This window comes from Actinocrispum wychmicini (assembly GCF_004345645.1).
GTDB classification, from domain to species: domain Bacteria; phylum Actinomycetota; class Actinomycetes; order Mycobacteriales; family Pseudonocardiaceae; genus Kibdelosporangium; species Kibdelosporangium wychmicini.
Genome location: NZ_SLWS01000013.1, coordinates 26,845 through 53,373 on the forward strand (window position 1 = coordinate 26,845; position 26,529 = coordinate 53,373).

Annotated in this window: 23 protein-coding genes; 12 read left to right on the top strand and 11 right to left on the bottom strand. The window is 68.6% G+C overall.

Going from position 1 to position 26,529, the window contains the following annotated elements; genetic code table 11:
* The first annotated feature begins 49 nt into the window (after window positions 1-49).
* Window positions 50-1,051 (top strand): LacI family DNA-binding transcriptional regulator, encoded by a 1,002-nt coding sequence (locus tag EV192_RS43505; protein WP_132124618.1) that lies wholly within the window; start codon window positions 50-52, stop codon window positions 1,049-1,051.
* 70 nt (window positions 1,052-1,121) lie between these two features.
* On the opposite strand, the gene EV192_RS43510 is transcribed toward EV192_RS43505, so the two are convergent.
* The gene (locus EV192_RS43510) at window positions 1,122-1,997 is read right to left on the bottom strand and encodes a LysR family transcriptional regulator (RefSeq protein ID WP_132124619.1); all 876 of its coding nucleotides are present in this window, start codon (window positions 1,995-1,997) and stop codon (window positions 1,122-1,124) included.
* A 74-nt stretch (window positions 1,998-2,071) separates the two neighbouring features.
* Between EV192_RS43510 and EV192_RS43515 the strand changes: the two genes are divergently transcribed.
* Entirely contained in the window at window positions 2,072-3,253 is a 1,182-nt protein-coding gene (locus EV192_RS43515) for an MFS transporter (RefSeq protein WP_132124620.1), read from the top strand.
* On the opposite strand, the gene rnhA is transcribed toward EV192_RS43515, so the two are convergent.
* Window positions 3,240-3,686 (bottom strand): ribonuclease HI, encoded by a 447-nt coding sequence (gene rnhA, locus EV192_RS43520; RefSeq protein WP_132124621.1) that lies wholly within the window; start codon window positions 3,684-3,686, stop codon window positions 3,240-3,242. The genes EV192_RS43515 and rnhA overlap by 14 nt on opposite strands.
* A gap of 41 nt (window positions 3,687-3,727) precedes the next feature.
* Here rnhA and EV192_RS43525 point away from each other — a divergent pair, with 41 nt between their 5' ends.
* The 6 genes from EV192_RS43525 (at window position 3,728) to EV192_RS43550 (ending at window position 11,566) form a co-directional block, all read left to right on the top strand.
* Window positions 3,728-4,270, top strand: coding sequence for a TetR/AcrR family transcriptional regulator (locus tag EV192_RS43525; protein WP_243727446.1), 543 nt, complete (start codon window positions 3,728-3,730; stop codon window positions 4,268-4,270).
* Window positions 4,271-4,354: 84 nt separating this feature from the next.
* Window positions 4,355-6,577 carry a septum formation family protein gene (locus tag EV192_RS43530; RefSeq protein WP_132124623.1) on the top strand — a complete coding sequence of 741 codons (2,223 nt, stop codon included), beginning with the start codon at window positions 4,355-4,357 and terminating at the stop codon, window positions 6,575-6,577.
* 11 nt (window positions 6,578-6,588) lie between these two features.
* The gene (locus tag EV192_RS43535) at window positions 6,589-7,353 is read left to right on the top strand and encodes an FHA domain-containing protein (RefSeq protein WP_132124624.1); all 765 of its coding nucleotides are present in this window, start codon (window positions 6,589-6,591) and stop codon (window positions 7,351-7,353) included.
* Window positions 7,350-8,009: a PP2C family protein-serine/threonine phosphatase gene (locus tag EV192_RS43540; protein ID WP_132124625.1), complete on the top strand. Its 660-nt coding sequence runs from the start codon at window positions 7,350-7,352 to the stop codon at window positions 8,007-8,009. The genes EV192_RS43535 and EV192_RS43540 overlap by 4 nt, the downstream gene beginning before the upstream one ends.
* On the top strand, window positions 8,006-9,070 hold the full coding sequence (locus EV192_RS43545; RefSeq protein WP_132124626.1) for a serine/threonine-protein kinase: 1,065 nt from the start codon (window positions 8,006-8,008) through the stop codon (window positions 9,068-9,070). Before EV192_RS43540 ends, EV192_RS43545 begins: the two co-directional genes overlap by 4 nt.
* A gap of 9 nt (window positions 9,071-9,079) precedes the next feature.
* Entirely contained in the window at window positions 9,080-11,566 is a 2,487-nt protein-coding gene (locus EV192_RS43550; protein WP_132124627.1) for an Hsp70 family protein, read from the top strand.
* Window positions 11,567-11,579: 13 nt separating this feature from the next.
* On the opposite strand, the gene EV192_RS43555 is transcribed toward EV192_RS43550, so the two are convergent.
* The gene (locus EV192_RS43555; RefSeq protein WP_132124628.1) at window positions 11,580-12,008 is read right to left on the bottom strand and encodes a hypothetical protein; all 429 of its coding nucleotides are present in this window, start codon (window positions 12,006-12,008) and stop codon (window positions 11,580-11,582) included.
* Window positions 12,009-12,116: 108 nt separating this feature from the next.
* On the opposite strand from EV192_RS43555, the gene EV192_RS43560 reads away from it, so the two are divergent.
* Window positions 12,117-13,430: a TIGR01777 family oxidoreductase gene (locus EV192_RS43560; protein ID WP_132124629.1), complete on the top strand. Its 1,314-nt coding sequence runs from the start codon at window positions 12,117-12,119 to the stop codon at window positions 13,428-13,430.
* Here EV192_RS43560 and EV192_RS43565 read toward each other — a convergent pair.
* Window positions 13,399-15,558, bottom strand: coding sequence for an ATP-binding cassette domain-containing protein (locus tag EV192_RS43565; RefSeq protein ID WP_132124630.1), 2,160 nt, complete (start codon window positions 15,556-15,558; stop codon window positions 13,399-13,401). The genes EV192_RS43560 and EV192_RS43565 overlap by 32 nt on opposite strands.
* A 44-nt stretch (window positions 15,559-15,602) precedes the next feature.
* Here EV192_RS43565 and EV192_RS43570 point away from each other — a divergent pair, with 44 nt between their 5' ends.
* The 3 genes from EV192_RS43570 to EV192_RS43580 are packed head-to-tail and all read left to right on the top strand — an operon-like array spanning window position 15,603 to window position 17,900.
* Complete coding sequence (locus EV192_RS43570) at window positions 15,603-16,526, top strand: helix-turn-helix transcriptional regulator (RefSeq protein WP_132124631.1); 924 nt, start codon at window positions 15,603-15,605, stop codon at window positions 16,524-16,526.
* On the top strand, window positions 16,523-16,927 hold the full coding sequence (locus EV192_RS43575; protein WP_424923430.1) for a TIGR03667 family PPOX class F420-dependent oxidoreductase: 405 nt from the start codon (window positions 16,523-16,525) through the stop codon (window positions 16,925-16,927). Before EV192_RS43570 ends, EV192_RS43575 begins: the two co-directional genes overlap by 4 nt.
* 52 nt (window positions 16,928-16,979) lie before the next feature.
* A complete protein-coding gene (locus EV192_RS43580; RefSeq protein WP_165960919.1) occupies window positions 16,980-17,900 on the top strand; it encodes a DMT family transporter in 921 nt (306 codons plus the stop codon).
* Here EV192_RS43580 and EV192_RS43585 read toward each other — a convergent pair.
* The 7 genes from EV192_RS43585 to EV192_RS43615 form a co-directional block, all read right to left on the bottom strand.
* Window positions 17,897-18,181: a hypothetical protein gene (locus EV192_RS43585; RefSeq protein ID WP_132124633.1), complete on the bottom strand. Its 285-nt coding sequence runs from the start codon at window positions 18,179-18,181 to the stop codon at window positions 17,897-17,899. The genes EV192_RS43580 and EV192_RS43585 overlap by 4 nt on opposite strands.
* A gap of 280 nt (window positions 18,182-18,461) precedes the next feature.
* Entirely contained in the window at window positions 18,462-19,376 is a 915-nt protein-coding gene (locus tag EV192_RS43590) for a hypothetical protein (protein ID WP_132124634.1), read from the bottom strand.
* A 377-nt stretch (window positions 19,377-19,753) separates the two neighbouring features.
* Window positions 19,754-19,993 carry a hypothetical protein gene (locus tag EV192_RS43595; protein ID WP_132124635.1) on the bottom strand — a complete coding sequence of 80 codons (240 nt, stop codon included), beginning with the start codon at window positions 19,991-19,993 and terminating at the stop codon, window positions 19,754-19,756.
* Between the two features lie 8 nt (window positions 19,994-20,001).
* Window positions 20,002-24,255 (bottom strand): DUF6531 domain-containing protein, encoded by a 4,254-nt coding sequence (locus EV192_RS43600; RefSeq protein WP_132124636.1) that lies wholly within the window; start codon window positions 24,253-24,255, stop codon window positions 20,002-20,004.
* Window positions 24,252-24,569 (bottom strand): type VII secretion target, encoded by a 318-nt coding sequence (locus EV192_RS43605; RefSeq protein ID WP_243727447.1) that lies wholly within the window; start codon window positions 24,567-24,569, stop codon window positions 24,252-24,254. The genes EV192_RS43600 and EV192_RS43605 overlap by 4 nt, the downstream gene beginning before the upstream one ends.
* Window positions 24,566-25,027 (bottom strand): YbaB/EbfC family nucleoid-associated protein, encoded by a 462-nt coding sequence (locus EV192_RS43610; RefSeq protein ID WP_165960920.1) that lies wholly within the window; start codon window positions 25,025-25,027, stop codon window positions 24,566-24,568. Before EV192_RS43610 ends, EV192_RS43605 begins: the two co-directional genes overlap by 4 nt.
* A gap of 74 nt (window positions 25,028-25,101) precedes the next feature.
* A complete protein-coding gene (locus EV192_RS43615; protein WP_132124638.1) occupies window positions 25,102-26,478 on the bottom strand; it encodes an APC family permease in 1,377 nt (458 codons plus the stop codon).
* Window positions 26,479-26,529: the final 51 nt, after the last annotated feature.

A 26,529-nucleotide genomic window follows, 5' to 3' on the forward strand; every position in this document is an offset into this window, starting at 1 on the left:
GTCAGGCATTCGGGCTGGTCAACAACGCCGTGGGCCCTATGCTGGCGCGGTGAAAAAACCTCCAACCATCAAGGACGTGGCTGACCTCGCGAAGGTCCACGCGGCCACCGCGAGTCGGGCGCTCAACCCGCAGACCCGCGACAAGGTCAGCGCGAGAACGGCCAACCGTGTCCTCGAGGCGGCGAAGTCGCTCGGCTACGCGCCCAACTCGGCGGCGAGGAGTCTACGCACCAAAACCTCGTCGGTGGCTGGAGTCATCATCCCGGACCTGCGCAACCCGGTGTTCCCGCCGATCGTGCGCGGCATCGAGGACGCGCTGCGCGAGGCCGGCTACATGGCCCTGCTCGGCAACACGGACGGCAACACCGAGCGGGAGAACGAACTGTTACTGGCGATGCGTGGCCGGCAGACCGACGGGTTCATCCTCGCCACCGGGCGTCGAGCCGACCCGGCGCCACCCGACGGCGTGCCCACGGTCCTGGTGAACCGTCGCACCGACATCGGCGACATCCCGTCCGTCACGTGTGACAACACAGCCGGGGTCTTCTCCGCCGTCCGCCTGCTCGTCGACCTGGGCCACAGCCGGATCGCGCACGTGGCCGGCCCGCAGGAACTGTCCACCGGCTGGGAACGCCGCCGGGCGTTCCTGGACGCCATGGCCGCGTTCGACCTGGAAGTCCCGCCGGACCGGATCCAGATGTCCACCGCCTTCACCGAGGACGCCGGCCACATCGCGGCCCAGCGGCTGCCCGTCGACATCACCGCGATCATCGCCGGCAACGACCTGATCGCCCTCGGCTGCTACTCGGCGCTGGAACGGTTCGGCCTGCAGTGCCCCAGGGACGTCTCGGTGGTGGGATTCAACGACATCCCGTTCGCCAACCAGCAGCGGCCGGCACTGACCACGGTCCGAATCCCGCACTACGGCATGGGTTTCGAGTCGGCGAGGCTGCTGCTGGAGCGGATCAGCGCGCCCACCTCGCCGGCCAAGCGGGTGGTCCTGCCGGTGGAACTGATCAGGCGGGATTCCGTGGCGCCTTGCAGCCGATAACGCGAGGAGATGGCGCCGTGTCGCGCCTTCTTGGACGGTGTGTCGCGCGTTCCGGGACAGCGAGATTTCCCTACCGGCTGTCGATCAGATCCAGCAGGGTTCGCAGGGCGCGGCTTGGGTGTTCACCGGCCCTGGTCGCGATGGTCAGCCGCCACTGGATGTCGGTGCCGGTGAGCGGGCGTGTGACTGTGTCGGCCGCGGTGTAGCCCCAGTCCGGGACGATGGCGATGCCGAGGCCGGCGCGGACGAACTCCGGGATGGTCTTGAAGTCGGACACCTCGATGCCGACTCGGCGCGGCCGGCCGAGGGCTTCGAAGGCGCGGTCGATGGTGATCCGGCTGCCGAAGCCGGCTGGCCCGTCCACGAACTGCTCGCCGGCCAGGTCGCGCAGGTGGATCCGGCGGCTGCGGGCGAACGGATGGGTGTGCGGCAGCAGCGCGACCAGCGGCCGGGTCTCCACCAGTCGGGCGTTCAGTCCGGCGAGGGCGGAGTCGGGCAGGCCGAGCAGGGCGATGTCGAGCCGGCCGTGCCGCAGGTCGTCGGCCATTCCGCTGGATCCGGACATCGACATCCGGACGTGGATGTCGACCAGCGGGTACCGGCGGTGGAACTCGCCGAGCATGGTCGGCAGGTCCGGCGCGGGCAGGCTGGTCAACGTGCCGATCCGGAGGCTGCCGCGCACCCCGGCGGACGCCTCCTGGACGACTGACACAGCCTTCTCGACGGCGGCCAGCGCGGCCTTGGCCTCGGGCAGGAACGCCAGCCCGGCCGGCGACAACGCCACGGTCCTGGTGGAGCGGTCGAACAAGGTCGTGCCCAGTTCGGCCTCCAGCGACTTGATCGCGGCGGACACCGTGGACTGCACGGCGTGCAGCCGTTGGGCGGCCTTGGTGAAGCTCAGCTCCTCGGCGACCGTGACGAAGTATTCAAACTGCCGGGTCTCCATATATCGATACTAGCGATAATTAAGTCCAAGATCTTTCGTTGGACTTGATACATCGGGCGAGTCATCGTGGAGCCATGAGCACCAACCTGGCTTCCCGCCCGGCCGGCGCTGTGGCGCGCGTCGGCCACGGCGCGGGTTTCGGGGTGATCGCCGCCGCGTTCACCGTGGCGATGGCCTTCTCCACCGTGCCGACCCCGCTCTACGGCCTGTACCAGCAACGCGACGGCTTCCCGACGGTCATGATCACTGTGATCTTCGCCGCGTACGCGGTCGGCGTGATGGCCAGTCTGTACCTCGCCGGGCACGTCAGCGACTGGCTCGGCCGCCGTCCGGTGATCATCTCGGCGTTGCTCGCCGAGGCGATGTCGGCCGTGCTGTTCCTGCTGTGGCCCGACGTTCCGGGGCTCATCGTCGCCCGCTTGATCGGCGGCTTCGGCATAGGCGCGCTCACCGCGACCGCCACGGCTCACCTGTCGGAGCTACGGCCGCGCGCCGGCCGTGTCGCCACGATCGTCAACCTGGGCGGACTGGCGCTCGGCCCGCTGATCGGCGGCGTCCTGGCGACCTACGTGACCTCGCCGCTCACCGTGCCGTACGTGCTCTTCCTCGTGCTGTTGCTCGCCAGCGCGTTCGCGGTCAGCCTGGTGCCGGAAACCGTGGAACGCCAGGAAGAACGTCCCGCCTACCGGCCGCAGCGGATCTCCTTGCCACGGTCGTCGCGGCCGGTGTTCTTCGGCGCGGTCACCGGCGCGTTCGCGTCGTTCGCGATCATGGGCCTGTTCACCGCGCTCGCGCCCACCTTGCTCAGCGGGGCGTTGCACGAGCCGTCCCGGCTGCTGGGCGGCGTGGCCGCCTTCGCCGCCCAGGCGTCCGGAGCGGTGGCGCAGATCGTGCTCCGAGGCGACCGGCCGAAGACGGGCATCGCGCTCACGGTGGTGGGGCTCGTGGTGGTGCCGGCGGGAGTGCTGCTGGGCAGCGTGACGATGTTCTTCGTGGGAACCGTGATCATCGGTGCCGGCGCCGGGCTGGGCTTCCGGACGGCGGTGGCGACGGTGTCCGGGCTCGCCGATCCCGCCCATCGCGGCGAGGTACTGGCCGCGCTGTTCCTGGGCGCGTACGCCGGACTCGTGGTGCCGGTGTTGGGCATCGGTGTCGCCCTGGTGTGGCTGCCGAGTTCGACCGCGCTGGTGTTGTTCGCGGCACTTGAACTGGTCCTGGTGGCGTGGGCGGCCAGGCGGACCCTCAGGACGACTTAGCCTCTTCGCAGCCACGCACGGCCAGCCGGTCCGCCCGTTCGTTCTCCGGGTGGCCGGCGTGGCCCTTCACCCAGTGCCACTCCACTTTGTGCGGCTTGACCGCCTCGTCCAGACGTTGCCACAGGTCGGCGTTCTTCACCGGTTTCTTGTCACTGGTCTGCCAGCCGTTGGTCTTCCACCGCGGCATCCACTGCAGGATCCCGTTCCGGACGTACGTGCTGTCGGTGTACAGGTTCACTGTGACCGGGCGCTTCAGGGACTCGAGGGCGCGGATGGGGGCCATCAGCTCCATCCGGTTGTTCGTGGTCTTGCCGGGTTCGCCGCCGTACAGCTCCCGCTCGTGCCTGCCGTACTTGAGCACCGCGCCCCAGCCACCGGGGCCGGGGTTCCCGCTGCACGCGCCGTCGGTGTAGATCTCCACTTCCTCAGCCACGGCATCAGCCTAGTTGAATGATCGTTCAGTACAGTGGCGGCGTGTCGAAGCGGGACCCGGAGGCCACGCGCCGCAAGCTGCTCACGGCCGGCCTGGGCGAGTTCGCCGAGCACGGCATCGCCGGCGCCCGGGTGGAGCGGATCGCCAAGAGCGCCGGGTTCAGCGCCGGTCTCGTCTACACCTACTTCACCGGCAAGGAAGACCTGTTCGAGTCGGTGTTCGACACCTTCGTCAAGCGCGCCGAGTTCCCGATCACCGCCGACGACCTGCCCGGATACGCCGGCCGGCTGTTCGACGCCGGCCAGGCCGATCCCGAGGTCGTCCGGCTGGTCGAATGGCACCGGCTGGAACGGCCGGGCCAGGTCCGGCCCGCCGTTCTGGAGGCCACCATCGCCAAGGTCGCGGCCATCCGCGCGGCCCAGGCCACCGGCCGGGTCTCGGCCCGCCTCGCCGCCGAACAACTGCTGCACCTGATCGTGCAACTCGCCACAGACGCCACGCCCGGACCTGTGCACAGAATGATGAACACGGCCGCCCGGCGGGCGGCCGTGGTGGAGGCGGTCCGGCGCGTGGTCGAACCCTAGGGCGCCCATCTCGTTTCCATCTCGTTGTCATGGAGGCGGGCGCGTTGGTCGGCGAGAATTCCGGTAGGGCTACGAGGAGGTGCTGTGACGGATCCCACGACCGCTGGGCTTCGGGAGATCGCGGGTCCGCAGCTGTACCGGCGCAACGCCTTCCGGATCACCGGGCTGGACACAGACGCGGACCGGCGGGCCGTGCGGCACCGGCAGCAGAAGGTCGTGCTCGCGCTGGAGGCCGGCGTCGACATCGACCTGGACGTGCCGGTCGAGCTGGACGAGATGCGGGCCGCGTTCGAACGGATCCTCGGCGATCCGCGCCGGCGCCTGGTCGACGAGATGTTCTGGCTGTGGAAGACGGCCAACGCCAGCTGCGGCTGCCCCAAGACGCTGCATCTGGCCCATGACAAAGCAGTGCGCGCCCACTCCGCCGCGTTGGACAGAGAGGTAGCCGGTCTAACTCTCCAGGACCAGGACGAGGTCGAGAAGTTATGGGCCGAGGCGTCCTCGATGTGGAGCCGGGTGTTACGGCACGACTCGTTCTGGCACCACGTGAGCCACCGCATCGCCGTACTCGATGACAAGCAGCTCGACGAGTCCGTGATCGGCGTGCTGCGCGAAGAGTTACCGATGACGTTGGTGAAGCCGATGATCCGGCTGGTGGCCGGGTCACCGACCGAACGGACCTGGCTGGCCGGGTCCGTTCGCGGCTGGCCGGTGCCGTCCGGGGCCGTCGACGACCTCTGGGAGGAGGCCGCCGAGCCCCTCTACGCGGAGCTCCGAGCCGAGCTGACCGAGGCGGCGGAACAGCTCACCGCGGGTGAACCCGTCCAGGCGGGCACCGCCGGGATGGCGATCGTGCCCAGGCTCGATCGGCTGGAGACCCTCGTCCCGGCCGCCCGGCACCGGCGCACGGTCAGCGTCCGCAACGACATCTCCTTGCTGCTCAACAACTGCGCCACGGTCTACATGGAGCAGGTCGGCCCGGTCGCGGACGAGCAGGCCCGACTGTGGCTGCGGACGGCCGGCGAGTTGTCGGCCGACCCGCAGGGCAAGGCCATGATCGAGCACAACCTGACCACGCTCGACGACATGATGACCGTGTTCCGGACCATCCGGGAGCGGGTCGACGAGCTGGTTGGGATGGGCCGCAACGACCTGGCGTGGCGGATGCTGCGGGACGCGCGCCGGCGGCTGGGTGCGGCGCCCGGCGTCGACGAGATCGACAAGATGCTGGCCGACCTGGGTGACCGGCGCGCCAAAGCCCGGCTGGCCGCGCCGACCCGGCCGACCCGGGTGACGTTCCAGCGGCCCAGCCGGATGTCGGCAGTGACCCGGATCGCGGCCGCGCTGCTGTTCTGGGGTCTGGTCGGCCTCAGCGTGTTCCTGATTTTCTTCAACGGCAGCGGCGATTCTGACGCCGGCGGGACCGTCGTTAGTACTACCCCGCCTACTCCCAGCGGGGCAGACACCGGTGGTACGCCGGTGAACGTCCCCGATCCCGTCGATCCGGTGCCTGTCCGGGTCTACTCGGAGCGGATCGCGGACAACTCGGCTGTGGGTACTTGTATCGCCACCAAGGACGCTTGGGCCGGGGACAAGACGAAGGTGGCGTCGGTGCCGTGCCGGCAGAGCCACTGGGGTGAGATCCTCGGCTACGTCTCGCTCGGTCCGGCGCCGTCGCCGTACCCGGGGACCGACCAGACCGAGGCGCTCGCCCACTACCAGTGCGCGTCCGCGCGGACGCAGCAAGGGTTGACCCAGTCGGACTACATCGTCGACTTCGCGTATCCCGGTCCGCAGGACTGGAACGCGGGCGGCAAGGCGTACGAGAACTACGCCACCTGCGTGATCCACCGCAAGGACAACCTGGTGATGCCGTTTCGGCAGGTGACGGACACCAGCCGCACCGACCGGAACTTCGCGGTGACCATGGACATGTACGCCGGTGCGATCTACGCGGATCCGCCGATCGGCGTATGCCCACAGGACAAACAGAGCTACGACAAGGACCGGCACGCGGTGGCCATTGTGGACTGTACGCGGCCGCACTGGGGCCAGATCCTCGGCTATCCCGTGCTGTACCAGGCCGACAAGGACCCGTGGCCGGGGGACACCGCGGTGTACGCCGCGGCCAGCGACGCGTGCCTGAAGATCCAGCGTGACCACGGGCTGAACGTCGACAGCTGGCACAGCAACGTAACGTGGCCTGGACAGGACGCGTGGACCAATGCAGCTTCGGACAAGCGGATCTACGCGGTGTGCACGGTCAGCCTGACTGACGAGTCGCCGCTGTTCGCGCCGGTGAACTGAAAGGGGTCGGTGTGGTGGTGGCTCGGGCGGTGGCGCTGCGGATCTGTTCGCCGGAAGGGGCGCAGACCGGAGTCGAACTGGACGGCGGTCCGATCACGATCGGGCGGGCCGCGCCGGACCACACTCCGGACGTGGCACTGGGGCCGGATCCGCAGCGGTGGGTCGGGCGGTTGCACTGCACGCTGGACTTCGCCGACGGCATGTGGTCGGTGACGGACAACGCGAGCGTGAACGGGACGTTGCTGCGGCACGGCGAGACCACCGAACGGCTGCAGGGTCGCAAACGCATCCAGCACGGCGACCGGCTGCTGATCCTCGGCGACATGACGCCGGACGGCAGCCCGATGTACTGGGAACTGACCTTTTTGGACCCGCACACCACCCGGCCGGCGCCGATCGGGGCACCGACCGACGTCCGGCACACCGGCCCGTGCCTGCGGTACGACTGGGTCGGCGCGCAGGCGTACCGGTCGGACAGCGGCAAGGAGTCGCTGATCACCGGCCTGCGGCCGCAGGGGCACCAGCTGTTGCGGTACATGGCGGGCCGGAGCACGGGCGGCGCCGCCGTCGCTTGTGACCACGCGGAGTTGATCACGGCGTTGTGGGGCGCGCGGGACGAATGGGCGCCGCATCGCTCGTACAACCGGATGGACATCGCGGGTGTCGTGCGGGCCGTGCGGCGTTGCATCGAGCCGGATCCGTCGAACCCGCGCATCCTTGAGACGGTCACCGGGATCGGGTATCGCTTGAACGTGTGTCCGGGGAGCGGCACGTGATCCGATGCGCCGTCCGGACCAAGACCGGCGTCCTGCACGACGAGAACCAGGACCGCGTGGCGACCGACGTCGAGCGCGGGATGTTCCTCGTCGTGGACGGGATGGGCGGCTTGGCCGACGCGGCGGCGACCGCGCAGATCGTCGTGGACAGGTTCCCCCCGCTGTTCGCCCGCGTGCCGGCGTTGACCGGGCCGGACGTGATGGACGTGGTCACCGGGTTCACGGCCGAGCTGAACGCGGCGGTCCGGGACGGCGCGCGATCCGGCCCGGACACCACCGGCGCGGCGGTCGCCAGCCTGCTCGTGCGGGACGGCTGGGCGCTGGCCGTGCACCTCGGTGACAGCCGGATATACCTGTCGCGCAACGGAAAGCTCGCGCGGTTGACGGACGACCACACCGACGACGGCCATCTCACCAGGTTCATGGGCATGCCGGGTGAGGTGTTCCCGGGGGTGTCCGTGCACGAACTCGTTGTGGGGGACCGGATCCTGCTGTGCACGGACGGCCTGACGAACAGTGTGGACGATCGCGCGGTAGGCGCCATGCTCAGCTCGGAGAACCTTGAGCACGCTTGCCAGCGGCTCGTGGACGCGGCGGTGGACGGCGGGGCGATCGACGACGTCACGGTGGTCGCGTTGGAATGGGGGCACGGATGACGTTGCTCCAAAGCGGCGACCGGGTCAGTGACACGCTCGTCATCGACAGGCTGTTGGGCGAGGGCGCGTTCGCCGAGGTACACCGGGTGAAACACGAGTATCTCGGCTGGCAGGCGATGAAACTGTTCAAGAAGGTCGCGTCGCAGGAGGAGACGCGGGCCATGCTCGGCGAGGCGCGGCTGCTGTCCACGTTGGGGCATCCCAACATCGTGCGGCTGTTCGAGGCGAACACCGTGCAAACCCCTGAAGGGGTGCGCGGTTTCTTCACCATGGAGTACGTGGCGGGCGGTAGCCTGGAGCGGCTGCACGCGGCGCACCGGCCGAACGTGCCGACCGAGATGGTGGCCGAGGTGATGGCGCAGATCGCCAGCGGGCTCGCGCTCGCGCACGGCCAGGACCCGCCGATCGTGCACCGCGACATCACGTTGGCGAACATCCTTGTCGGCTACGACGGCACCGGGATGCGGATCCGGGTGAGCGACTTCGGCCTGGCGAAGAAGGCCGACCCGTACACGCTGCTGGCCAGCGCGCAGGGGACGTACGCGTTCATGGCGCCGGAGGTGTTGCGCAACAAGGGATATTCGTCGGCGTCCGACGTGTGGTCGGTGGGCACGATCGCGTACCTGCTGTTGACCAACTCCCTGCCGTTCGACGACGGTCAGCCGTTCTCGTCGTACTCGTTGGCGCGCTTCAAGAAGAGGCTGCTGCCGCCGAGCAGGTACAACGAGACGGTCGACCCGGACCTGGACCGGATCATCATGGCCACGCTCGAAACGGAACCGGAGAACCGGCCCGTCACGGCAGGGGAGCTGTTCGAGGCGTTGCGGGACCGGCAGCTGGCGATCGCGCGTGGTCCGGTGCCGCGGACCGAGACCGCGGCGACCGCGCCGCCGACCGAACGTGCCCAGCGGCTGGCCGACGAGGCGCTAGCGCTCGCGCGCGTTCCCGGTGAGCTGCAACGGGCCGCAGATCTGTTGGAAGAAGCCGTGAACCTGTCGCCGCAGCTGCGCGACCACCACCTGACCAAGCTGTTGTTGTGGCGCCGTGGGGTGATCATGTGAGGAGTGACCATGCGGGACAGTGACACGATCGACTTCGGCATCGACCTGGGTACCACCAACAGCGCGATCGCGACCGTCGAGGACGGCGCCGCCGTGGTGATCAAGACCAACGACGGCTGGGACATCACCCCGTCCGCGGTGTGGATGCCCAAACCGGGTGTGGTGCACGTGGGCCGGCGGGCCCGGGAACGGGTCGAGATCGACCGGGACAACGCGGCCGCGGAGTTCAAGCTGGAGATGGGCCTGGCCGACGCGCGGCGCCAGTTCGTCAAGGCGGGCGTGGACCTCAGCCCGCAGCAGCTGTCCGCCGAGGTGCTCAAGTCGTTACGCGCCGACGCGGCCCACCATTGTGGCGCGGCGCCGGAGTTCGCCGTGATCACGGTGCCTGCCGCGTTCGCGTTGAACCAGAACAAGGCCACTACCGAGGCGGCCGCGCTGGCGGGGTTCAACCCGGCGTGCCCGCTCGTGCAGGAACCGACGGCCGCGGCTTTCGCGTACGGGTTCCATGACGCGGGCGATCGCGCGTACTGGATGGTGTTCGACTTCGGTGGCGGGACGTTCGACGCGGCCGTGGTCAGCAAACGCGATGGCGACCTGCGGGTGCTCAACCACTCGGGCGACCCGTACCTGGGCGGGAAGCTCATCGACTGGGCGCTGGTCGAGCGGGTGCTGGTGCCGGTCGTGTCCCGGGAGTTGGGGTTCAAGGAGTTCCGGCGGGACAACCCGGCGTGGCGGGCGGCGTTCAGCCGGCTGAAGGCGGCCGCCGAGGAAGCCAAGATCCAGCTGTCCCGGCACGACTCCATCGACATGATGGTCGATCTCTTCGGGCCCGACGGCACCGAGGAGACGTTCGAGTACACGCTGCGCCGCGACGAGCTCGACGCGGTGGCGGAACCGTTCTACGCCAGGGCGATCAACCTCTGCCAGGCGGCGTTGACCGAGGCATCGCTGGACGCCGAGGACATCGACCGGCTGCTGCTGGTCGGCGGCGCGACGCTGACCCCGGGACTGCGTGAGCGGCTGGCCGATCCCCGGCTTGGCATCGGCATCCAGCTGGACACCAGCCTGGACCCGACCACGGTGGTGGCGCGGGGCGCGGCCATCTTCGCGAGCACGATCCGCCGTCCCGCGACGACCTCGCTCGCGACCATCGCGCCCGACGAGTTCCTGCTGGAGTTGGCGTACGAGCCCAGCGTCACCACGACCACGCCCACGGTCGGCGGCCGGGTCACCAGCAAGTCCACAGTAGACTGGACCGGGTACGCGGTGATCCTGTCGAACCCGGCCGGCATGCCGGCGTACCGTTCGCCGAAGATCAGCCTGAACGCGAAGGGCGCGTTCGTCACCGAGGTCAGCGTGGACCAGCACCGGACGTCCCGGTTCACGGTCGAGCTGACCGACCCGACCGGCGTGCCCCGCAAGGTCACGCCGAACACGCTGTCGATCACCCACCGGGAGGTGGAGTTCGGCGGTGTCCGGCTCACCCACTCGTTGGGCATCCAGCTCGCCGACCGCGGGTTCGCGCCCATCCTGCGCAAGGGCACGACCGTGCCGGTGCGCGCGCGGGAGGTGTTCCAGACGTCGAGTGCGTTGCAGCGCAACGACTCTGACGCGGTGGTGCGGATCCCGGTCGTGCAGGGGGAGCGCAGTCGCGGCGACCGCAACCGCGAGGTCGGGATGCTGGAGATCCGTCCCCGTGACATCCGGGTCGACCTGCCGGCCGGCACCGACGTCGAGGTGACGTTCGAGGTGGACGCGTCGAACCTGGTGACCGTGGTCGCCGACGTGCCGCTGGTGGACGCCCAGTTCGAAGCGGAGATCGACCTGGACAACGTGCGGACCGCACCGCCGCAGGCGTTGCAGGTCCAGCTGAACGAAGCGGAGAGCCGCCTGGCGACGCTGCGCGGCTCGGCCATGAACAGCGACTCGGCCGAAGCCGAGCGCCGGTTGGCGAAGCTGGCCGAGGAGAACGCGATCGCCACCGCCCGCGAGCACGTGCTGGCCGCCAAAGTGGACGTCGGCGCGGCGGCCTTCGCCGAGAACCGCCTGCGCGACCTGCAAGCCGACCTCGACGACATCGAAGACGCCGTGCAACTGCCCACCCTCGTCCATCAGCTGCGTGCGATGCTCAAAGAAGGCGAGGAACTCGCCACCCACGCCGGAACGCCCCAAGACCGCCAGGACCTCGCCGAACTGCGCCGCCGAGCCCAGGACGCCATCGACACCAACAACCCGGCAGCGGTCCGTACCCAGATCGAACGCGTGGGAACGTTCATGGTCGAACTGGAGCGCCGCAGCCCGGACTGGCCGGTCAAGCTGTTCTACGCCCTGCAGGACATGCTCCCGGCGTCCCGGGAAGCCACCGCCCTGGTCCGCGAAGGCAAACAAGCGATGGCCGCCCGAGACCCCAGGGCCCTGGACGCGGTGAACCAGCGCCTGATCCGCCTCCTCCCCCAGGAAGCCCAGGACAACATCATCGGCCTCCGCCGAACCTGACTGCCCAGCAGGTTCATCCGCCGCCGCACGGCAGTCCGGAGCCGTCCACACCCTGGCTTGGACTGGTGGGTCTGGTCGCCGCGGCCACTCCCCCCACCAGGAGACCGGCGAACGCCGCCGCGGCCAGCAGGGCGGCAACAGTCCTTCGAGCCCAGACGCGTCGAGCCCCGCGTCTGGGCAGGGATGCCAGGCAGGCGAGACACACGGTCGCCAGGGCGAACAACCCGACCCCACCCCAGTCTGTGGCGGTCAGGTCAGGCAAGGGTGGGACATCACGGCACTTCGCCGCCCGAACGGTGTCCAGCCACTGTTGTTGCCTGATGCCCCCAACCCAGAACAACACGACGGCACCCGCCAGACCACCGGTCCCGACGCACGCCAGCGTGGCGTTGACCGACCATCGCCTGCGGATGTCGGGCAGATCCGGAGCGTCTCCAGTCACCCCTCCTCCTTGTCTGTTCGCACTCTGGCCGCGGTGATGGTAGCCGTAGCCAGATGAGGTTCTGATGACACAAGTGGCAGATCGGCGGAAATCGCCGAGAATCGAAGTATGGGCCTGAGCTGTTCCAGCGTGGTGGACGCGCCGATCGATGAGGTGTTCGGTTGGCATGCGCGGGCGGGGGCGTTTCAGCGGTTGGCGCCGCCGTGGCAGCCCGCGCATCTTGTGCAGGAGGCGGCGTCGCTGCGGGATGGACGGGCCGTGTTGGGGTTGCCTGGTGGAGTTCGGTGGTCGGCCCAGCACGTTGCCGACGGCTATGATCCGCCGTACCAGTTTGTGGACGAGCTCACCACGCCGGTGCTGTCGGGGGTGTTGCGGTGGCGGCACACGCATCAGTTCATGGCTGTCGATCCGAGGCATACGCGGGTCACCGACACCGTTGACAGTCGGGTGCCGAGGGGTGTGCTGCGGTCCATGTTCGCGTATCGGCACCGGCAGCTCGCTGATGATCTGGCCGCTCAGCAGCGGTACCGCGCCGAACCGATGACGGTGGCTGTCACGGGAGCGAGTGGGTTGGTGGGGACGGCGTTGACCGCGTTGCTGACCACTGGCGGGCATCGGGTGATCAGGTTGGTGCGGCGGCCCGCGCAAGGGGCGGACGAGCGGGAGTGGCGGCCGGACGCGCCGGATCCGGACCTTGTGTCTGATGTGGACGCCGTGGTGCACCTTGCTGGGGCGTCGATTGCCGGGCGGTTCACCGACGCGCACAAGCGGGCGCTCCGGGCCAGCCGGGTTGGGCCGACCGGGCGGCTGGCCGCGCTGGCTGGGCCGAGGGTGTTTGTGTGCGCGTCGGCCGTCGGGTACTACGGGCCGGACCGGGGCGACGAGATCCTCACCGAGGAAAGTGACCGTGGCGACGGGTTTCTGGCCGACCTTGTGGCCGACTGGGAGGCGGACGCCGAGCCGGCGATCGCCGCCGGGCAACGGGTGGTGTGGATACGCACCGGCATTGTGCAGACGCCGAGAGGCGGGTTGCTGAAGGTGCTGTACCCGTTGTTCGCGGCCGGGTTGGGTGGGGCGTTGGGGTCAGGGGAGCAGTGGCTGTCGTGGATCGGCATCGACGACCTCACCGACGTCTACCTGCGGGCGTTGGTGGACGAGCGGCTGCGTGGGCCGGTGAACGCGGTCGCCCCCGATCCCGTGCGCAACACCGACTACACCAAGGTTCTGGCGCGCGTGCTGCACCGGCCGGCTCTGCTGCGCGTCCCGGAGTTCGGGCCGAGGCTGTTGCTCGGCGACGAAGGAGCGGCCGAGTTCGCGTTGGCCGGCCAACGCGTCCAGGCGAACACGTTGGCCGACCACACGTTCCGGCACCCGCAGCTCAAAGCCGCGCTCAGGCATCTGCTCGGACGTACGCCGCGGTAATCGACTGTCTACTAAGGACCAAGTCGCTGGGTGTCCCGGTGAAGATCACGTGACCGCCGCCGTCCCCGGCGTCCGGGCCGAGGTCGATCACCCAGTCCGCCCGGCGGATCACATCAAGGTCGTGCTCGACCACGATCACGGTGTTCCCGGCCCGCACGAGCCGGTCGAGGATCCCCAGCAGCCGTTCGACATCCACCGGATGCAGGCCGGTGGTGGGCTCGTCGAGCACGTAAACAGCGGCGTCACGGCCCAGTTCACCGGCCAGCTTGAGCCGCTGGCACTCCCCGCCGGACAACGTGCTCAACGGCTGCCCCAACGTGAGGTAACCGAGCCCGACGTCGACGAGCCGAGTCAACACCGGCTCGTCGAACACCGCACGCGCCTTGTCCACGGTCATGTCCAACACGTCCGCGATGGAATAACCGTCGACTGTGTACTTGAGCACGTCATCGGTGAAGCGTTGACCGTGGCACGTGCCGCACACCGTGGTGATGCCGTCCATGAACGCCAGGTCTGTGTCGACCACACCGAGCCCACGGCAGTCCGGGCACGCGCCCGCCGAATTCGCGCTGAACAACGCCGTACTAACCCCGTTGACACGCGCGAACAGCCGCCTGATCGGTTCGGCGATCCCGGTGTACGTCGCCGTACTCGACCGCCTGCTGGTGGAAACCGCGCTCTGATCGATGACTGTAGTGCCCGGATACTGGTCCACCAGCGCGCTGACCAGACTGCTCTTACCCGAACCAGCCACCCCTGTGACCACGGTCAGCACCTCGGTCGGGAAGCCGACGGTGACATCCCTGAGATTGTTCCGGGACGCGTTGGCCACGATGATCTCGCCAGTCGGCCGACGCGGACGGGTGTTCAGGCCGGCCCGGTTCCGCACGGCCAAAGCGGTCGCTGTGTGAGCGTCCGCGAGCTCAGTCACGGTGCCCTGGAAGACGATCCGCCCGCCGTCGGCGCCCGCGCCCGGACCGAGGTCGACGACGTGGTCCGCGATCTGCACGATGTCCGGGTCGTGCTCGACGACCAGGATGGTGTTCCCCTTGTCCCGCAACTGCCGCAGCATCCCGGTCAGCCGCGTGACGTCCCGCGGGTGCAGCCCGGTCGACGGCTCGTCGAAGACGTACAGCATCTCCGTGAGGCTGCTGCCCAGGTGCCGCACCATCTTCACGCGCTGCGACTCACCGCCGGAGAGCGTCGGGGTGGCCCGATCAAGGCTGAGATAGCCGAGACCGACCGCCACCATCGCGTCCAGCCGTTCCACCAGGCCCGTCACGACCGGCTCCGGCCCGTCGATCTCCTTGACCAGAGGGACAAGCGAGGAGATCTGCATCGCCGCGTACTCGGCGATCGTGTATCCGTTCACGCGCACCGACCGCGCGATCTCATTGAGGCGCGTGCCATCGCAGTCGGGACACGGCACCGACGTGGTGAACCTGTCCACCACGGCCTGCTTGCGCGTGGACACTTCCTTGTTCGTACGAATGTAGATCCGGGTGAAGTGTTCGCGCAGCACGTCGTCCAGTTCCCGCCGCTTCGCCGCCGACCACCGACGAAGCGGCGTCCCGGTGTCGAAGCGGTCGCTGATCTGGCGGTACCAGTACTTGTCGTCGCTGAAGCCCGGCAGCAGGATCGCGCCGCCGGTCAGCGACCGGTCGACGTCGACGAACGAGTCGACGTCGGGCGACACCACGCGTCCGATCCCGCTGCACCGCGGACACATCCCGGCGGGGTCGTTGAACGAGAACGCCGTCGACTCGCCGATCCGCGGTTCACCGGCACGGGAGAACAACAGCCGCAGCAACGCCTGGATGTCCGTGATCGTGCCGACCGTCGACCGCGCGTTGCCGCCGAGCCGTCGCTGGTTGATGACGACCACGGGGGACAGGTTCTCGATCGCGTCCACGTCAGGACGGCCGTAGCTGGGCAGCCGGTGCCGCACGAACGCCGGGAACGTCTCGTTGAGCTGCCGCTGGGCCTCGGCGGCGATGGTGTCGAACACCAGTGACGTCTTGCCTGAACCGGACACGCCGGTGAACACCGTGATGGCCCGGCGCGGCACGGTGAGGGTGAGGCCCCGCAGGTTGTGCTGACGTGCTCCGGTCACTCGTATCTGGTCCATGACCTCACGTTATGCCCGGTTGTGGACATATAATGACCACAACTATGAACGCACCCAGCACCCGCATGCTGACCCTGCTGTCGCTGCTGCAGGACGGACGCGCTTGGCCGGCCGCCGAGCTGGCCGAACGCCTCGACACGACGCCACGCACCATGCGGCGGGACATCGACCGGCTCCGTGAACTCGGCTACCCGGTGGAGTCGTCCCGCGGCCCCGGCGGCGGCTACCAGCTGGTGGCGGGCCAGGCGATGCCGCCGCTGGCGCTGACCGACGACGAGGCCGTGGCGACTGTCGTCGGCCTGCAGTTCGCGGCGACCGCCCAGGTCGAAGGCACGACAGGCGCCCTGCGCAAGATCGAGCAGGTTCTGCCGTCGCGACTGCGGCACCGTGTACAGGCCGTGGCCGCGACTGTCGACACCGTCTCACGGTCCACTTTGGACGCGAACACCCTCCGAACGCTCAGCATGGCCGCGTACGCACATCAGGACGTGCGGTTCCGCTACACGAACAGAGCCGGCGCGGGTTCGGAGCGGCGGGTGCACCCGTACCGGCAGGTCTTCATGGACGGCCGGTGGTACCTGCTCGGCTGGGACCGCGACCGGCAGGACTGGCGGACGTTCCGGCTCGACCGGATCGACGAGCTCGACGTGCCGGGCACGACGTTCACGCCGGTCCCGTTGCCGCCCGCGGTGAGCTTCGTGCAGCGGCCTGACGACCGACGCCAAGGCGTGGTCCGATTCGAAGCGCCATTGGCGACGGTGTCCGAACGCCTTGTCCCGCAAGCAGGTTCGCTCGAAGCGATCGACGAGACCACGTGCCGGTACGTGACCGCGGCGGACTCATGGGAATGGCTCGCGATCACGCTCGCCGTGGTCGGCGTGCCCTACACCATCGAAGGGCCGCCGGAACTCCGCGAGTACTCGCGCCGACTCGCCGAACGGCTGAGCCAGGCCATACTGGAGTCGTGAGCCTTGAGATGACAGACCAGTTGAAGCGTCACCTGTCCGACACGGTCGCCTGGCTGACCACGACCAGCCCGACCGGCCGCCCATCGCCCCGACCGGTGTGGTTCGTCCTCGACGGCGAGGACTTCCTGGTGTTCAGCGAAGCCGGCAAGGCCAAGCTCAAGCACATCGAGACCAACCCGCGCGTGGCGCTGCACTTCAACTCCGCTCCCGACGGACAGGACGTCCTGGTCATCTCCGGCCGCGCCGAGCAGACGGACAGCGCGCTCGTCCCGTCCACCGCACCCGGCTACCTGGACAAGTACGAACGGCACTACGCCCGAATCGGCTTCGACCGGGACCGCTTCGACCGCTCCTACTCGGTCGGCATCCGGATCACACCGGTCCGAAGCTGGGGGTTCTGAACCGCACGAGCGTTCAATACGCGCGCGGGCCGGCCGTCGCAGGATGCCGGCCATGCGTACGTACCTGATGCTTGTGCTGGTCATGGCGTTCTGGGGGAGCGCGTTCGCGTCGTCGAAGATCGCGGTGCAGGCGATCCCGCACGAGGTCGCCGCGTCGCTGCGGTTCGCCATCGGGGCCGTGATCCTGCTCGTCATGCACACCGTGCTCAGCCGCCACCGGGTGTCCCGGCGGGACCTGGGGAAAGTCGCCGGCCTCGGGATGCTCGGCGTGTTCGGCTACAACATGTTCTTCTTCTTCGCGCTGTCGCTCGCGCCTTCGTCGGACGGCAGCGTGATCGTCCCGGTGCTGACGCCGGTGATCACGGTCGCGGTCACCGCGGTGACCGGCCGACAGCGGCTGTCGACCCGGGTGATGCTCGGACTGGCGACCGCCGTTGCCGGCGCGGTGGTGTTCTTCGCCGGCATCCCGGCGGGCGGGTCCGGCCGGCTCGTCGGCGACCTGCTGTTCCTGGGGGCGGCGGGATGCTGGGTGGCGTACACGATCTGCGGCGCGCCGCTGCTGAAACGACTGCCGGCGTTCACCGTGACCACGTTCGCGTCCACCGCCGGCGCCATCGCCCTGGCGCTGGTCGCGATCCCGTCGTTCGGCGACGTCCACTGGGCCGGGCTGACCGCCGGGTTCTGGGTGAACCAGCTCTACCTGGCGGCGTTGCCGACTGCGCTCGCGTATGTCATGTACTACGCCGCGATCCGCGAGGTCGGGCCGGCGACCGCCGCGTCCGCCATGTTCCTGGTGCCCGTGTTCGGTCTGGCCTGCTCGTGGCTGCTGGTGGACGAGTCGATCACGCCGGTCCAGGCCGTCGGTTCGGCGTGCATGCTCCTCGGCGCGTGGCTCGCGACGGTACGGCGAACAACGGTTCGGGCGGGCTGGGAGGAGGCCGCGCTTCCCCCTCCCAGCAGTCAGTACACCTAGTGCAGGACGCTGTTGGTGATCAGTTCCTGGAGCGGGTCGCCGGTCGGGGCGTTGGTGCAGTTGCCCGTCTGCATCCCGTCTGGCGCGGCCGTGAGGCCGCTGACGAAGACCCCACTGCCGCACATCTGCATGGGCAGCACACTGACATTGCTCACCAGCGGTGCGTCACCGCTGCCGCCGCCGAGCAGATCGTTGTCCTGGCCGGCGAACGCCGGGCCGCCGAGGCAGAGCATCGCGGCCGTGACCACGCCTGTCAGGACGAATTGCCTTCTGATGGGCACGATGAACCTTTCATGACGAAACACAAGTGAGGTGAACTCTGATTCGGCCGGATCGGGGGAACTCACGATCGGCCTGCGGAAAAACATTACCCACTCCGGCCGGTCGGCCCCAAATCCCGGCCGGATGTTCACCCGCCTGAGAAAACTGTCAGCACACTGCGTGACAACTGTTCTGGGGAAATGCGTTCGGGTCCCTGGAGAACAATCACCGGATCGGGTAACAGCGCGGGGCCGGAGGGTGGACAACCCTCCGGCCCCGCCCTTCCCGCCGACGTGCAAGTCAGCCGTCGTTGGTCACCACGGTGGTGTTGCCGTTGCCGTTGTTGGCGACTGTGGTCGTGTTGTGATCACTTCCGTTCGTGGCGACCACAGTGGTCGAGTTCGCCGCGCCGGTGTTGTTCACCGCCGTGTCGTTGTGGTTGCTGGAGTTGTTGCTGACCACAGTCGTGGTCGTGGTCGCGTGGTTGTTGGCGATCGACGTGTTGTTGCCGTTGCTGCCCACGTTGCTGACGACCGACGTGGTGTGGTCCGAGTCGTGGTTGGTGATGGTGCTGTGGTTGTTGTCGGAACCGGTGTTGCTCACGGCCACCGCGTTGTGGTCGGAATCGTAGTTGCCGACGGCGGTGTTGTTGTTGTCCGCGTTGGTGTTGCTGACCGAAACGCCGTTGTGGTTGGAGTTGTCGTTGCCGACGCCGGTGTTGTTGCTGTTGGCATGGGTGTTGGTCACCGCGGTGCCGTTGTGGTGGGAGTCGTGGTTGCCGACGCCGGTGTTGTTGTTGTCGGCGTGCGTGTTGGTCACCGCGGTGCCGTTGAAGTCGGAGTGGTCGTTGCCGACGGCGGTGTTGTTGTTGTCCGCGTGGTGATTGGCGACGTCAGTGGAGTTGGCGTTGGCGTGGTGGTTGCCGACCGCGGTGTTGTTGTGGTTGGCGTGGTGGTTGCCGACCGAGGTGAGGTTCGCGTCCGAGGCCTTGTTCCACACGCCCGTGTTGTTGTGGTCCGCGAGCGCGTTGACGATCTTGGTCGCGTTGTCGCTGGCGAGCAGGTTCGAGACCGTGGTGTGGTTGGCGTCGCCCAGATTGCTGACTGAGACGTCGTTGTGCCCTGGAGTCTCCGCGGCCTGCGCCACCCCCGTGATGAAGGGCATCGCCAACGCGCCAATCAGAACAGCCCGTGCCGCCCATCGGTTGAAGATCACCGAATTGCTCCTTGTCCTCGGTTCAGCGAGTCGTGTCCGGCTCGCCGGTGGCGCATCCATCGCCCCGCGCCAGAACAAAACGTAGCCGCCGAACCGCATCCCGGTCGGGTGGTTCAGTACACCCAGAGGTGGGGTCAAGATAACCGCAGTTCATGTCATTTCCGGTCATTTCCCGAGCGGCGCTGAGTCAGGGTGCCCCCGTACCGCGACCCGACCGGGGACGCGTTCGGCCCAATGCGTCCGCACGGTCCGTGACATGGTGAACACGCGATATGTCAATAAGGGGAATTGTGGCGCCGAAGTGCGGAAAGTTCGGTGATCGACGACATTGACGATACCAGAAATGGATCAAGGAACTGTGCCGGTCAATCGGCGGGTCAGGTCAGGCGGGCCAGCCAGGCTTCGAAGTCCACCGGGCCGTACAGGTAGTCCCGGTCGGTGGTCGGGGCGTCGGCGCCGGTCATGGCCTGCAGCACGTCCCAAGCTTCGTCGTCGGTGACGCGTTCGTCCTCGCCGTCCAGCATGTACTGCTCCGCCCAGCTGGCGATCTCCGCGCGGTCAGCGCCCGCGAGCAGTGCGCGCAGTCGCTCGATCAACGTCTCTCGAGTGGGAAACACGTACCGTCCTATCGCCGTGCCGGGATGAACCCGTCCTGACCTGGGCGGGCGTTGACCCGGCCGCGGTCGTTGCCGAGGTAGTTGCCGTCGGCGTCGAAATGGTAGTGGACCTTCCGGCCGCCGGTGATCGACTCCTGCGGACGGACGATCCGGACGTTGCCGTCGTGGTCCACGGTCTCCTGCCACGTCCGTTTCTCGCCGGTGGCCGGATCCCATTCGCGGACGACCCGACGGCCGGCCATCTCGCCCGGGGTGCGCGCCGGGTCGACGTTGCCGTAGTAGCGGATCCGGCCATCCGGCATCTCCCGATATCCGGCCTTGCCGTACTTCTCCGCCTGCCGAAGGTGGTCGTTGAGCTTGGCCCCGTTGGCGGCGTTCGCGGCGTCCTCGCACGGTGTCAACCCGTGCGGGTCCGTCAAGTCGGTCGGGTTGGCGACGTAGGCGTGCGGGTTGTCGCCACCGTCGTACCCCATCGGGTCGGGGCTGGTGTACTGGCCGATCTCCGGGTCGTAGTACCGGTGCCGGTTGTAGTCCCAGCCGGTTTCCTCGTCGTGGTACTGGCCGGCGAACCGCAGCGGGCACACGACCGAGCCCTGCGTGTTCGACCGACCCCACAGCGTGGCCCGCCGGCGCCACACCAGGTCGCCGTCCGGCTCGACCAGTTCCGTCGGGGTACCGATCTGGTCGGCGATGATGGCGTAGAACCGGGCGTCGATCTCGTCCTGCGGCGCGGACACGACCTGGGCGATCGGCGTGAACGTCCCCGGCTGGTACTCCCAGGTGGTGGCGCCGGTCGCGTCGACCTGCTCGACGAGATGCGTTCCGTCCCAGAAGAACTCGGTGCGCAGCACACCGGTCGAGGTGCGGCCCTCCTTGGCGACCCGACGGCCCAGCGGGTCGTAGCGGTAGTGCCAGGTGACGCCGTCGGGCGTGGTGGCCGAGGTGAGCCGGTCCTCCGCGTCCCAGGTGTAGCGCCAGATCCGGTTCTGCCCGGACAGCGTGCGAACGTTCCGCTGAACCACGCGGCCCTGTGCGTCATGGGCGTAGACCGTGCGCCCGATCGTCCGCAGCATGGTTCCCTGGTAGACCCGCGACGGCTCGGCGATGTTGCCGGCGAGGTCGTAGCCGTACCGCTCGACGCCGTCCGGCCGGTGCAGGGCGGTCACCCGGCCCAGCCGGTCCAGGTCGAACCGCTGGGCGCCGGTGAACTGGTCCTCGACGGCCGCGAGATAGCCCCCAGAGCGGTAGTGGTAGGCGCGGCCGGCGATCGGACCATTCAGCCCGGCGACCACCTGCGAGGTCAGCCGGCCGACGGAATCCCATGCCTGGCTCAGCGAAACCGCGCCAAGGCCACGCCGAACCTGCCGGCCGAGCTCGTCGTGGACGAACTGGACGGTCTGGTTCGCGGTACGCAGCGCGGTCGGGCTGCCCACCGGGTCGTAGTCCCACGCCGATGTGACCCCGTGCGGGGTGTCCCGCCGCACTCGCTGCCCTGCCAGGTCGAACTCGGACCGGACGGTGCGTCCGTTGACGGTCTCCGCCACAACGCGGCCGACCGCGTCGCGCTCATAGGCCAGCGTGACGTCCGGGGCGGTGGCGGTCATCAGCCGGCCGGCCGGGTCGTAGGTGAACCTGGTGACCTGGCCGCCGACGTGCTTCTCCACGACATTGCCCAGAACATCGCGGACGAACGTGACACTTTCGCCCAGATTGTTGGTTCGCTCGGTCAGGCGGCCGGCCGAGTCGTACCCATAGGACGTCGTGCGCTGGTTGAAGTCCGTCTCGCGCAAGAGATTCCCGGCGCCGTCGTACTCGTGACGCCATTCGAGACCGGCCGGGTTGGTGATCCGGATGACGCGAAGTTCGCTGTCGTAGGTGTACGTGGTGCGCGTGCCGTCCGGGGCGATCCGGGCGCCTGGCAGGTCGAAATGCGTGATCTCGGTGCGCGTGACCTCGCCCGCCGCGTCGACGTACTCGACCTCGTTGCTCTCGCCGTCGTAACGCCATCGTTCGGTTTGGCCGTCTGGCAGCGTGCGGAACAACGGCCGGCCCTCCACGGTCCAGCCGTACCGCGTTACACCGCCGAGCGGATCCACGGTGGCCAGCAGACGGCCGAACATGTCCCGCTCGTGCCGGGTGACCGCGCCGAGGGCGTCCCGAACCTCGGTGACCAGGCCCGCCGCGTCCGTCTGGACGTGGGTCGTGCCGCCCAGCGGGTCGGTGACCGTGCGCAGGTGGCCGTTTTCATAGGTGTAACGGGTGACAGCCCCAACCGGGTCGATCTCCGCGGTCAGGTTCCCGTGCTCGTCGTACTCGCACACCGACCTGGCGCCATCGGCGGCGGTGACCGAAGTGGGCGCACCGAACTCGTTGTACTGGGCGCTGATCACGGCGCCGTCCGGGCGCGTGACCCCGACCAGGTTGCCCACGTCGTCGTAGGTGTACCGAGTCACGGCGCCGAGCGGGTCGGTGGCGGCCAGCAGACGGTCGTACGCGTCCCAGTCGCGGGTGATCGTCGCCCCGAGCGCGTTGGTCTCCCTGACCACCTGGCCGAGTTCGTTCATCTGATAGGTGGTGGTGTTGCCCAGCGTGTCGGTGTGCGTGGTGGTCCGGGTGGCGGTGTCGTAGGTCAGCGAGCCGTTCAGGGCGCCGCCGGAGCCGATGGTCGACGTCGCCCGGCCGGCGGAGTCGTACACATACCGGTACCACTGGCCGTTGCGGTCGGTCCACGAGGTGAGCCGGCCGTCACCGTCGTAGGTGAACCGCTGCGCCACACCTGAGGAGTTCGTTGCCTCGGCAAGGTTTCCGGCGTCGTCATAGCCGTAGTGCATGACCGTCACCGAGTCGCCACCGGAGACCACTCGCAGCGCCGTGACTCGACCGTCCATTGTGTCCAGTGCGACCCGGTGGCCGCCGGAGTGGACCAGTTCGGCGGGCAGGCCGTCGGGTGTGTGCGCGATGGAGATCGTGGCGCCGTTCCGGTGTCGGATCGCGGTCACCGGTTGAACCGCGCCAGACTCCCACGCCGCACCGACCGCCGAGAACTCCAGTACCGTGCCGTCCTGCGGATACCGGACCGAGTAGCCGGACGCGCCGCGGCGCAACGGCACCCGGGGCCCGAACTCGGGCAGCACCTCCTCGTCGCCGGTCGGCCGCGGGTAGCGCAGCCGCCTGCCGTCGCTGGTGGCGAAGAGGATCGTGTCAGCGCTCACCTCTAGCCGCTGATCCAGCGTGGACGCCCAGGACGGCCCGAACAGCCGGCCCGTGCGGTAGTTGGACATGTGGTGCCGGCTGACCGTCAACGGCAGTACGCCGGGCAGCACAAGGTCTTCCTCGGACAGCACGACCTCGCCGGTGGTCACGTCGATCGGGTCGTCCTTGCAGAACGGCCGGTCGGCGGACTGGGACGTGGTGCGTGGGTCGCTCACGTCGTGCGGTTCGGTCGGCGAACGCGGCTCACCTTTGGGGCGAGGTGTCTCGTGCGGGGTGGCGGTGTGCGGTTCGCCGGAGCGGCGCAGGCCCTTGAGCTTCTCGGCGATCTTGGCGAACAGGCCTTTGAGCTTCTCCAGCAGCGGGGTGACCTTCTTGATCGCGTTGGTCACCTTGGCGATCAGCTTGGACACCTTGGCCATCGCGTTCGACACGGCCGTGGTGACCTGCCCGATCACCACCGGCGTGGCCAGGCCCAGGCTGAACGCCTCCTCCGCCACCCATTCGATGGCGTCGCCGACCAGGCGGGCGATGATGTCGCGGACCGTGGTGCGCACGGCGGCGACCAGTCCGCCCATGATCGTGGTGCCGGTGGACAGCCCGCTCGCGACCGACGACGCCGAGGCCAGCGCGTCGGAGACCTCGGTGGTGGTGTTGCGGTACGCCTCCGCGCCGGCGCCCTGCCAGTCGGCCAGGTCGTTGCCGACCATGGTCTCGTGGTCGGCCTTGATCCGGTCGAGTTCCTTGGCGACGTTGTCCCAGGTCTGCCCGTAGGACTCGATCACCTCGGGCTTGCCGGCCAGCCAGTCCAACGCCTGGCGCAGCGGCTCGAAGTGCTCCATCAGCCAGCCGATGCCCGCACCGAACAACGCGCCGAACGGGTTGGCGACGGTGTCGGCGATGTCCGCGGCGGTGGCCACCGCGCCGAGCCCGCCCTCGATCCAGTTGCCGGACGAAAGTCCCTCGTAGCAGGAGACCGCGTCCTCAGCGAGGGGAATGCCGGAGTACCCGCGGGTCGTGTCCTGGGGCGCGGCCACCAACGGGTTGTTCATGCGGGACCGCCCTTGGCGAACGTGTCCCGGGTGGCCCCTTCGGTGGTGGTGTACGCCTGCGCGGTCTTCTTGAGGCTCTCGATGTGGTTGGTCACGACGTCCTGCGCGGCGGAGATCATGTCGGAACCGAGCGGCTCGAACGGGTCCAGCATCCACGCGAACGGCTGGCCGAGCACACCGTAGGCGTCGTTGTCCATGCTGACCTGCCGCGCGGCCGACAACGCCGTGCCCAGCCGGCCTTCGATGTCACCCAGGTGGCCGGCGTGCGTGGTCAGTTCGTCGACCACCACCTTCATCTCGTCACCGGTGCTCACTTCGCCCCCTTGTCCCGGAACATCCGCATGTCGTCGAAGTAGTCGTCGTCCGCCCCCGGTGTCTTCGGCTTGTCCGGCTCCGGGGACGGGAACGACTCTTCGGCTTTGGTGAGCAGATGTGCCACGACACTGTCGCCGGCGAGCCCCGCCTGGCCGGCCACGTCCGCCATCAGCCGGGGAATCCGCGACTGCGCCTTCCGTAGCGTCGCCATGATGTCGGCGGACAGTTCGGACATCGGCCGGTCCTTGGCCGACTCCGCCAGCTTGATGTCGGTGGGCAACCCGTTGGCCCCGACGGTGACGGTGACCGAACCGTCGGCGGAGGACTCGGTGGCGCTCAGTTCGGCGACCCGGTCGGTGACCTCCTTGACCCGCGCCAGCCGTTCGGCACCCCGGTGCTCCCAGTCGGCGACCATCGACTCGATCGCGGACAGCTCCGCACCAGGGTCCCGATCCATGTCCACCCCTCTGCCACTGAACATCGTGCTCGGATGTCAGACGTGGGCGACGGAGGTCCGGTTCCCGGAGGGGTCTAGGACTCGTCCTCCGGGCCGCGGAGCGTCCAGTGACGGCGGCGGAACACGTAGTAGATGGCCGCCGCGACCAGGACGCCGAGGGTGACGAACAGGCTGGGGCGGCCGACCGTCGGGTCCGTCGCCGTCTGGTAGGTCACGTACCCCATGCCGATGATCGCGAGCACCGGCGGCAGGGGATACAGCGGCATCTTGTACGCGCCGTGCGCGGTGGATCCGTTGCGGCGCCCGACGATCGCGCCGAAGCACAGGGCCGCGTACACGATGATCAGCGAGGAACCGGTCAGCACCAGCAAAGTGTCGAGGTCGACGAAGCACACGGCCGCCGACAGCACGCCGACGATCAGCGTGGCGATCCACGGGGTGTTGAAGCGCGGGTGGATCGACGACAGCGCCCGGTTCGCGGCCTTGGGCCACACCGAGTCGCGGCCGGTGCTGAAGAACAGCCGGGCGGTGAGCAGCAGGATCGCGAGCACCGCGTTGATGATCGCCAACGCGATGGCGAAGCTGATCACGGTGTTCAACCCCGAGCTGGACCGCGAGGTGATGAAGTACTCCATCAGGTTCTCCGCGCCGAACAACCCGTCCAGCGACGGCGCGCCCAGGACCACCGCGATCACCGGGATGAGTTCGGCGATCACCGTGATGACGAGCGCCCACAGGATGGTTCGGGCGATCTTGCGGGGGGCGTCGCTGGTCTCCTCGCCGAGGACGACCGCGCTGCCGTAGCCGTTGTAGGCGAAGATCGCGATCGCGGTGGCGGCGGCGATCATCGCGAGGGTCGCGGTGGACGGTGGGCTGCCCGCGACCGGTTCGGCGAGCAGCGGCCGTTCCACATGGAGCAGGCCGAGCGAGGAGACGATCACCAGGGCGACGATCTCGACAGCCAGGAACAGGCCGGTGACCCAGGCGTTCAGCCGCACGTCGAGCACGCCGAAGACGGCGGCGACGAGCACGGTGACCGCCGCGACGACGGGACCGTTCAGGCCGGGGAACACCGCCGACAGGTAGATGCCGACACCCAGCGCGATCACCGCGATGATGATCACCTGGGTGAACAGGATCAGGCCCATGATCATGAAGCCGGGCAGCCGGCCGAGGGTGCGCCCGACGATCGCGTACTCGCCGCCGGTCAGCGGGAACGCTGACGCCAGCTCGGCGTAGACGAAAGCCATGAACACGCCGACAACGGCGGCGGCCAGGAAGCTCCAGATCGCTCCCGTGCCGGCTTGCTTCATCACGCCCGGGGCGATGATGAAGACCGACGAGGCCGGGCTGACCGCCGAGAGGGTGATCAGCAGGGCGCCGAGGACTCGCAGGCCACGCTTGAGACCAGGCTTCGGGACGGTTGGGGTGGATTGATCGGTGTCGCTCACAGCGCACCTCCGGCTGCCGCGCGGGTTCGTTGAAGACGTATCAAAGAACTC

Bases quoted from the DNA above. Each gene is read 5' to 3' on its own strand.
- EV192_RS43545 (WP_132124626.1), top strand. From the start codon at position 8,006: ATGACGTTGCTCCAAAGCGGCGACCGGGTCAGTGACACGCTCGTCATC.
- EV192_RS43610 (WP_165960920.1), bottom strand. From the start codon at position 25,027: ATGGATCGGGACCCTGGTGCGGAGCTGTCCGCGATCGAGTCGATGGTC.
- EV192_RS43600 (WP_132124636.1), bottom strand. From the start codon at position 24,255: ATGAACAACCCGTTGGTGGCCGCGCCCCAGGACACGACCCGCGGGTAC.
- EV192_RS43580 (WP_165960919.1), top strand. From the start codon at position 16,980: ATGCGTACGTACCTGATGCTTGTGCTGGTCATGGCGTTCTGGGGGAGC.
- EV192_RS43550 (WP_132124627.1), top strand. From the start codon at position 9,080: ATGCGGGACAGTGACACGATCGACTTCGGCATCGACCTGGGTACCACC.
- EV192_RS43565 (WP_132124630.1), bottom strand. From the start codon at position 15,558: ATGGACCAGATACGAGTGACCGGAGCACGTCAGCACAACCTGCGGGGC.
- EV192_RS43570 (WP_132124631.1), top strand. From the start codon at position 15,603: ATGAACGCACCCAGCACCCGCATGCTGACCCTGCTGTCGCTGCTGCAG.
- EV192_RS43560 (WP_132124629.1), top strand. From the start codon at position 12,117: ATGGGCCTGAGCTGTTCCAGCGTGGTGGACGCGCCGATCGATGAGGTG.
- EV192_RS43510 (WP_132124619.1), bottom strand. From the start codon at position 1,997: ATGGAGACCCGGCAGTTTGAATACTTCGTCACGGTCGCCGAGGAGCTG.
- EV192_RS43515 (WP_132124620.1), top strand. From the start codon at position 2,072: ATGAGCACCAACCTGGCTTCCCGCCCGGCCGGCGCTGTGGCGCGCGTC.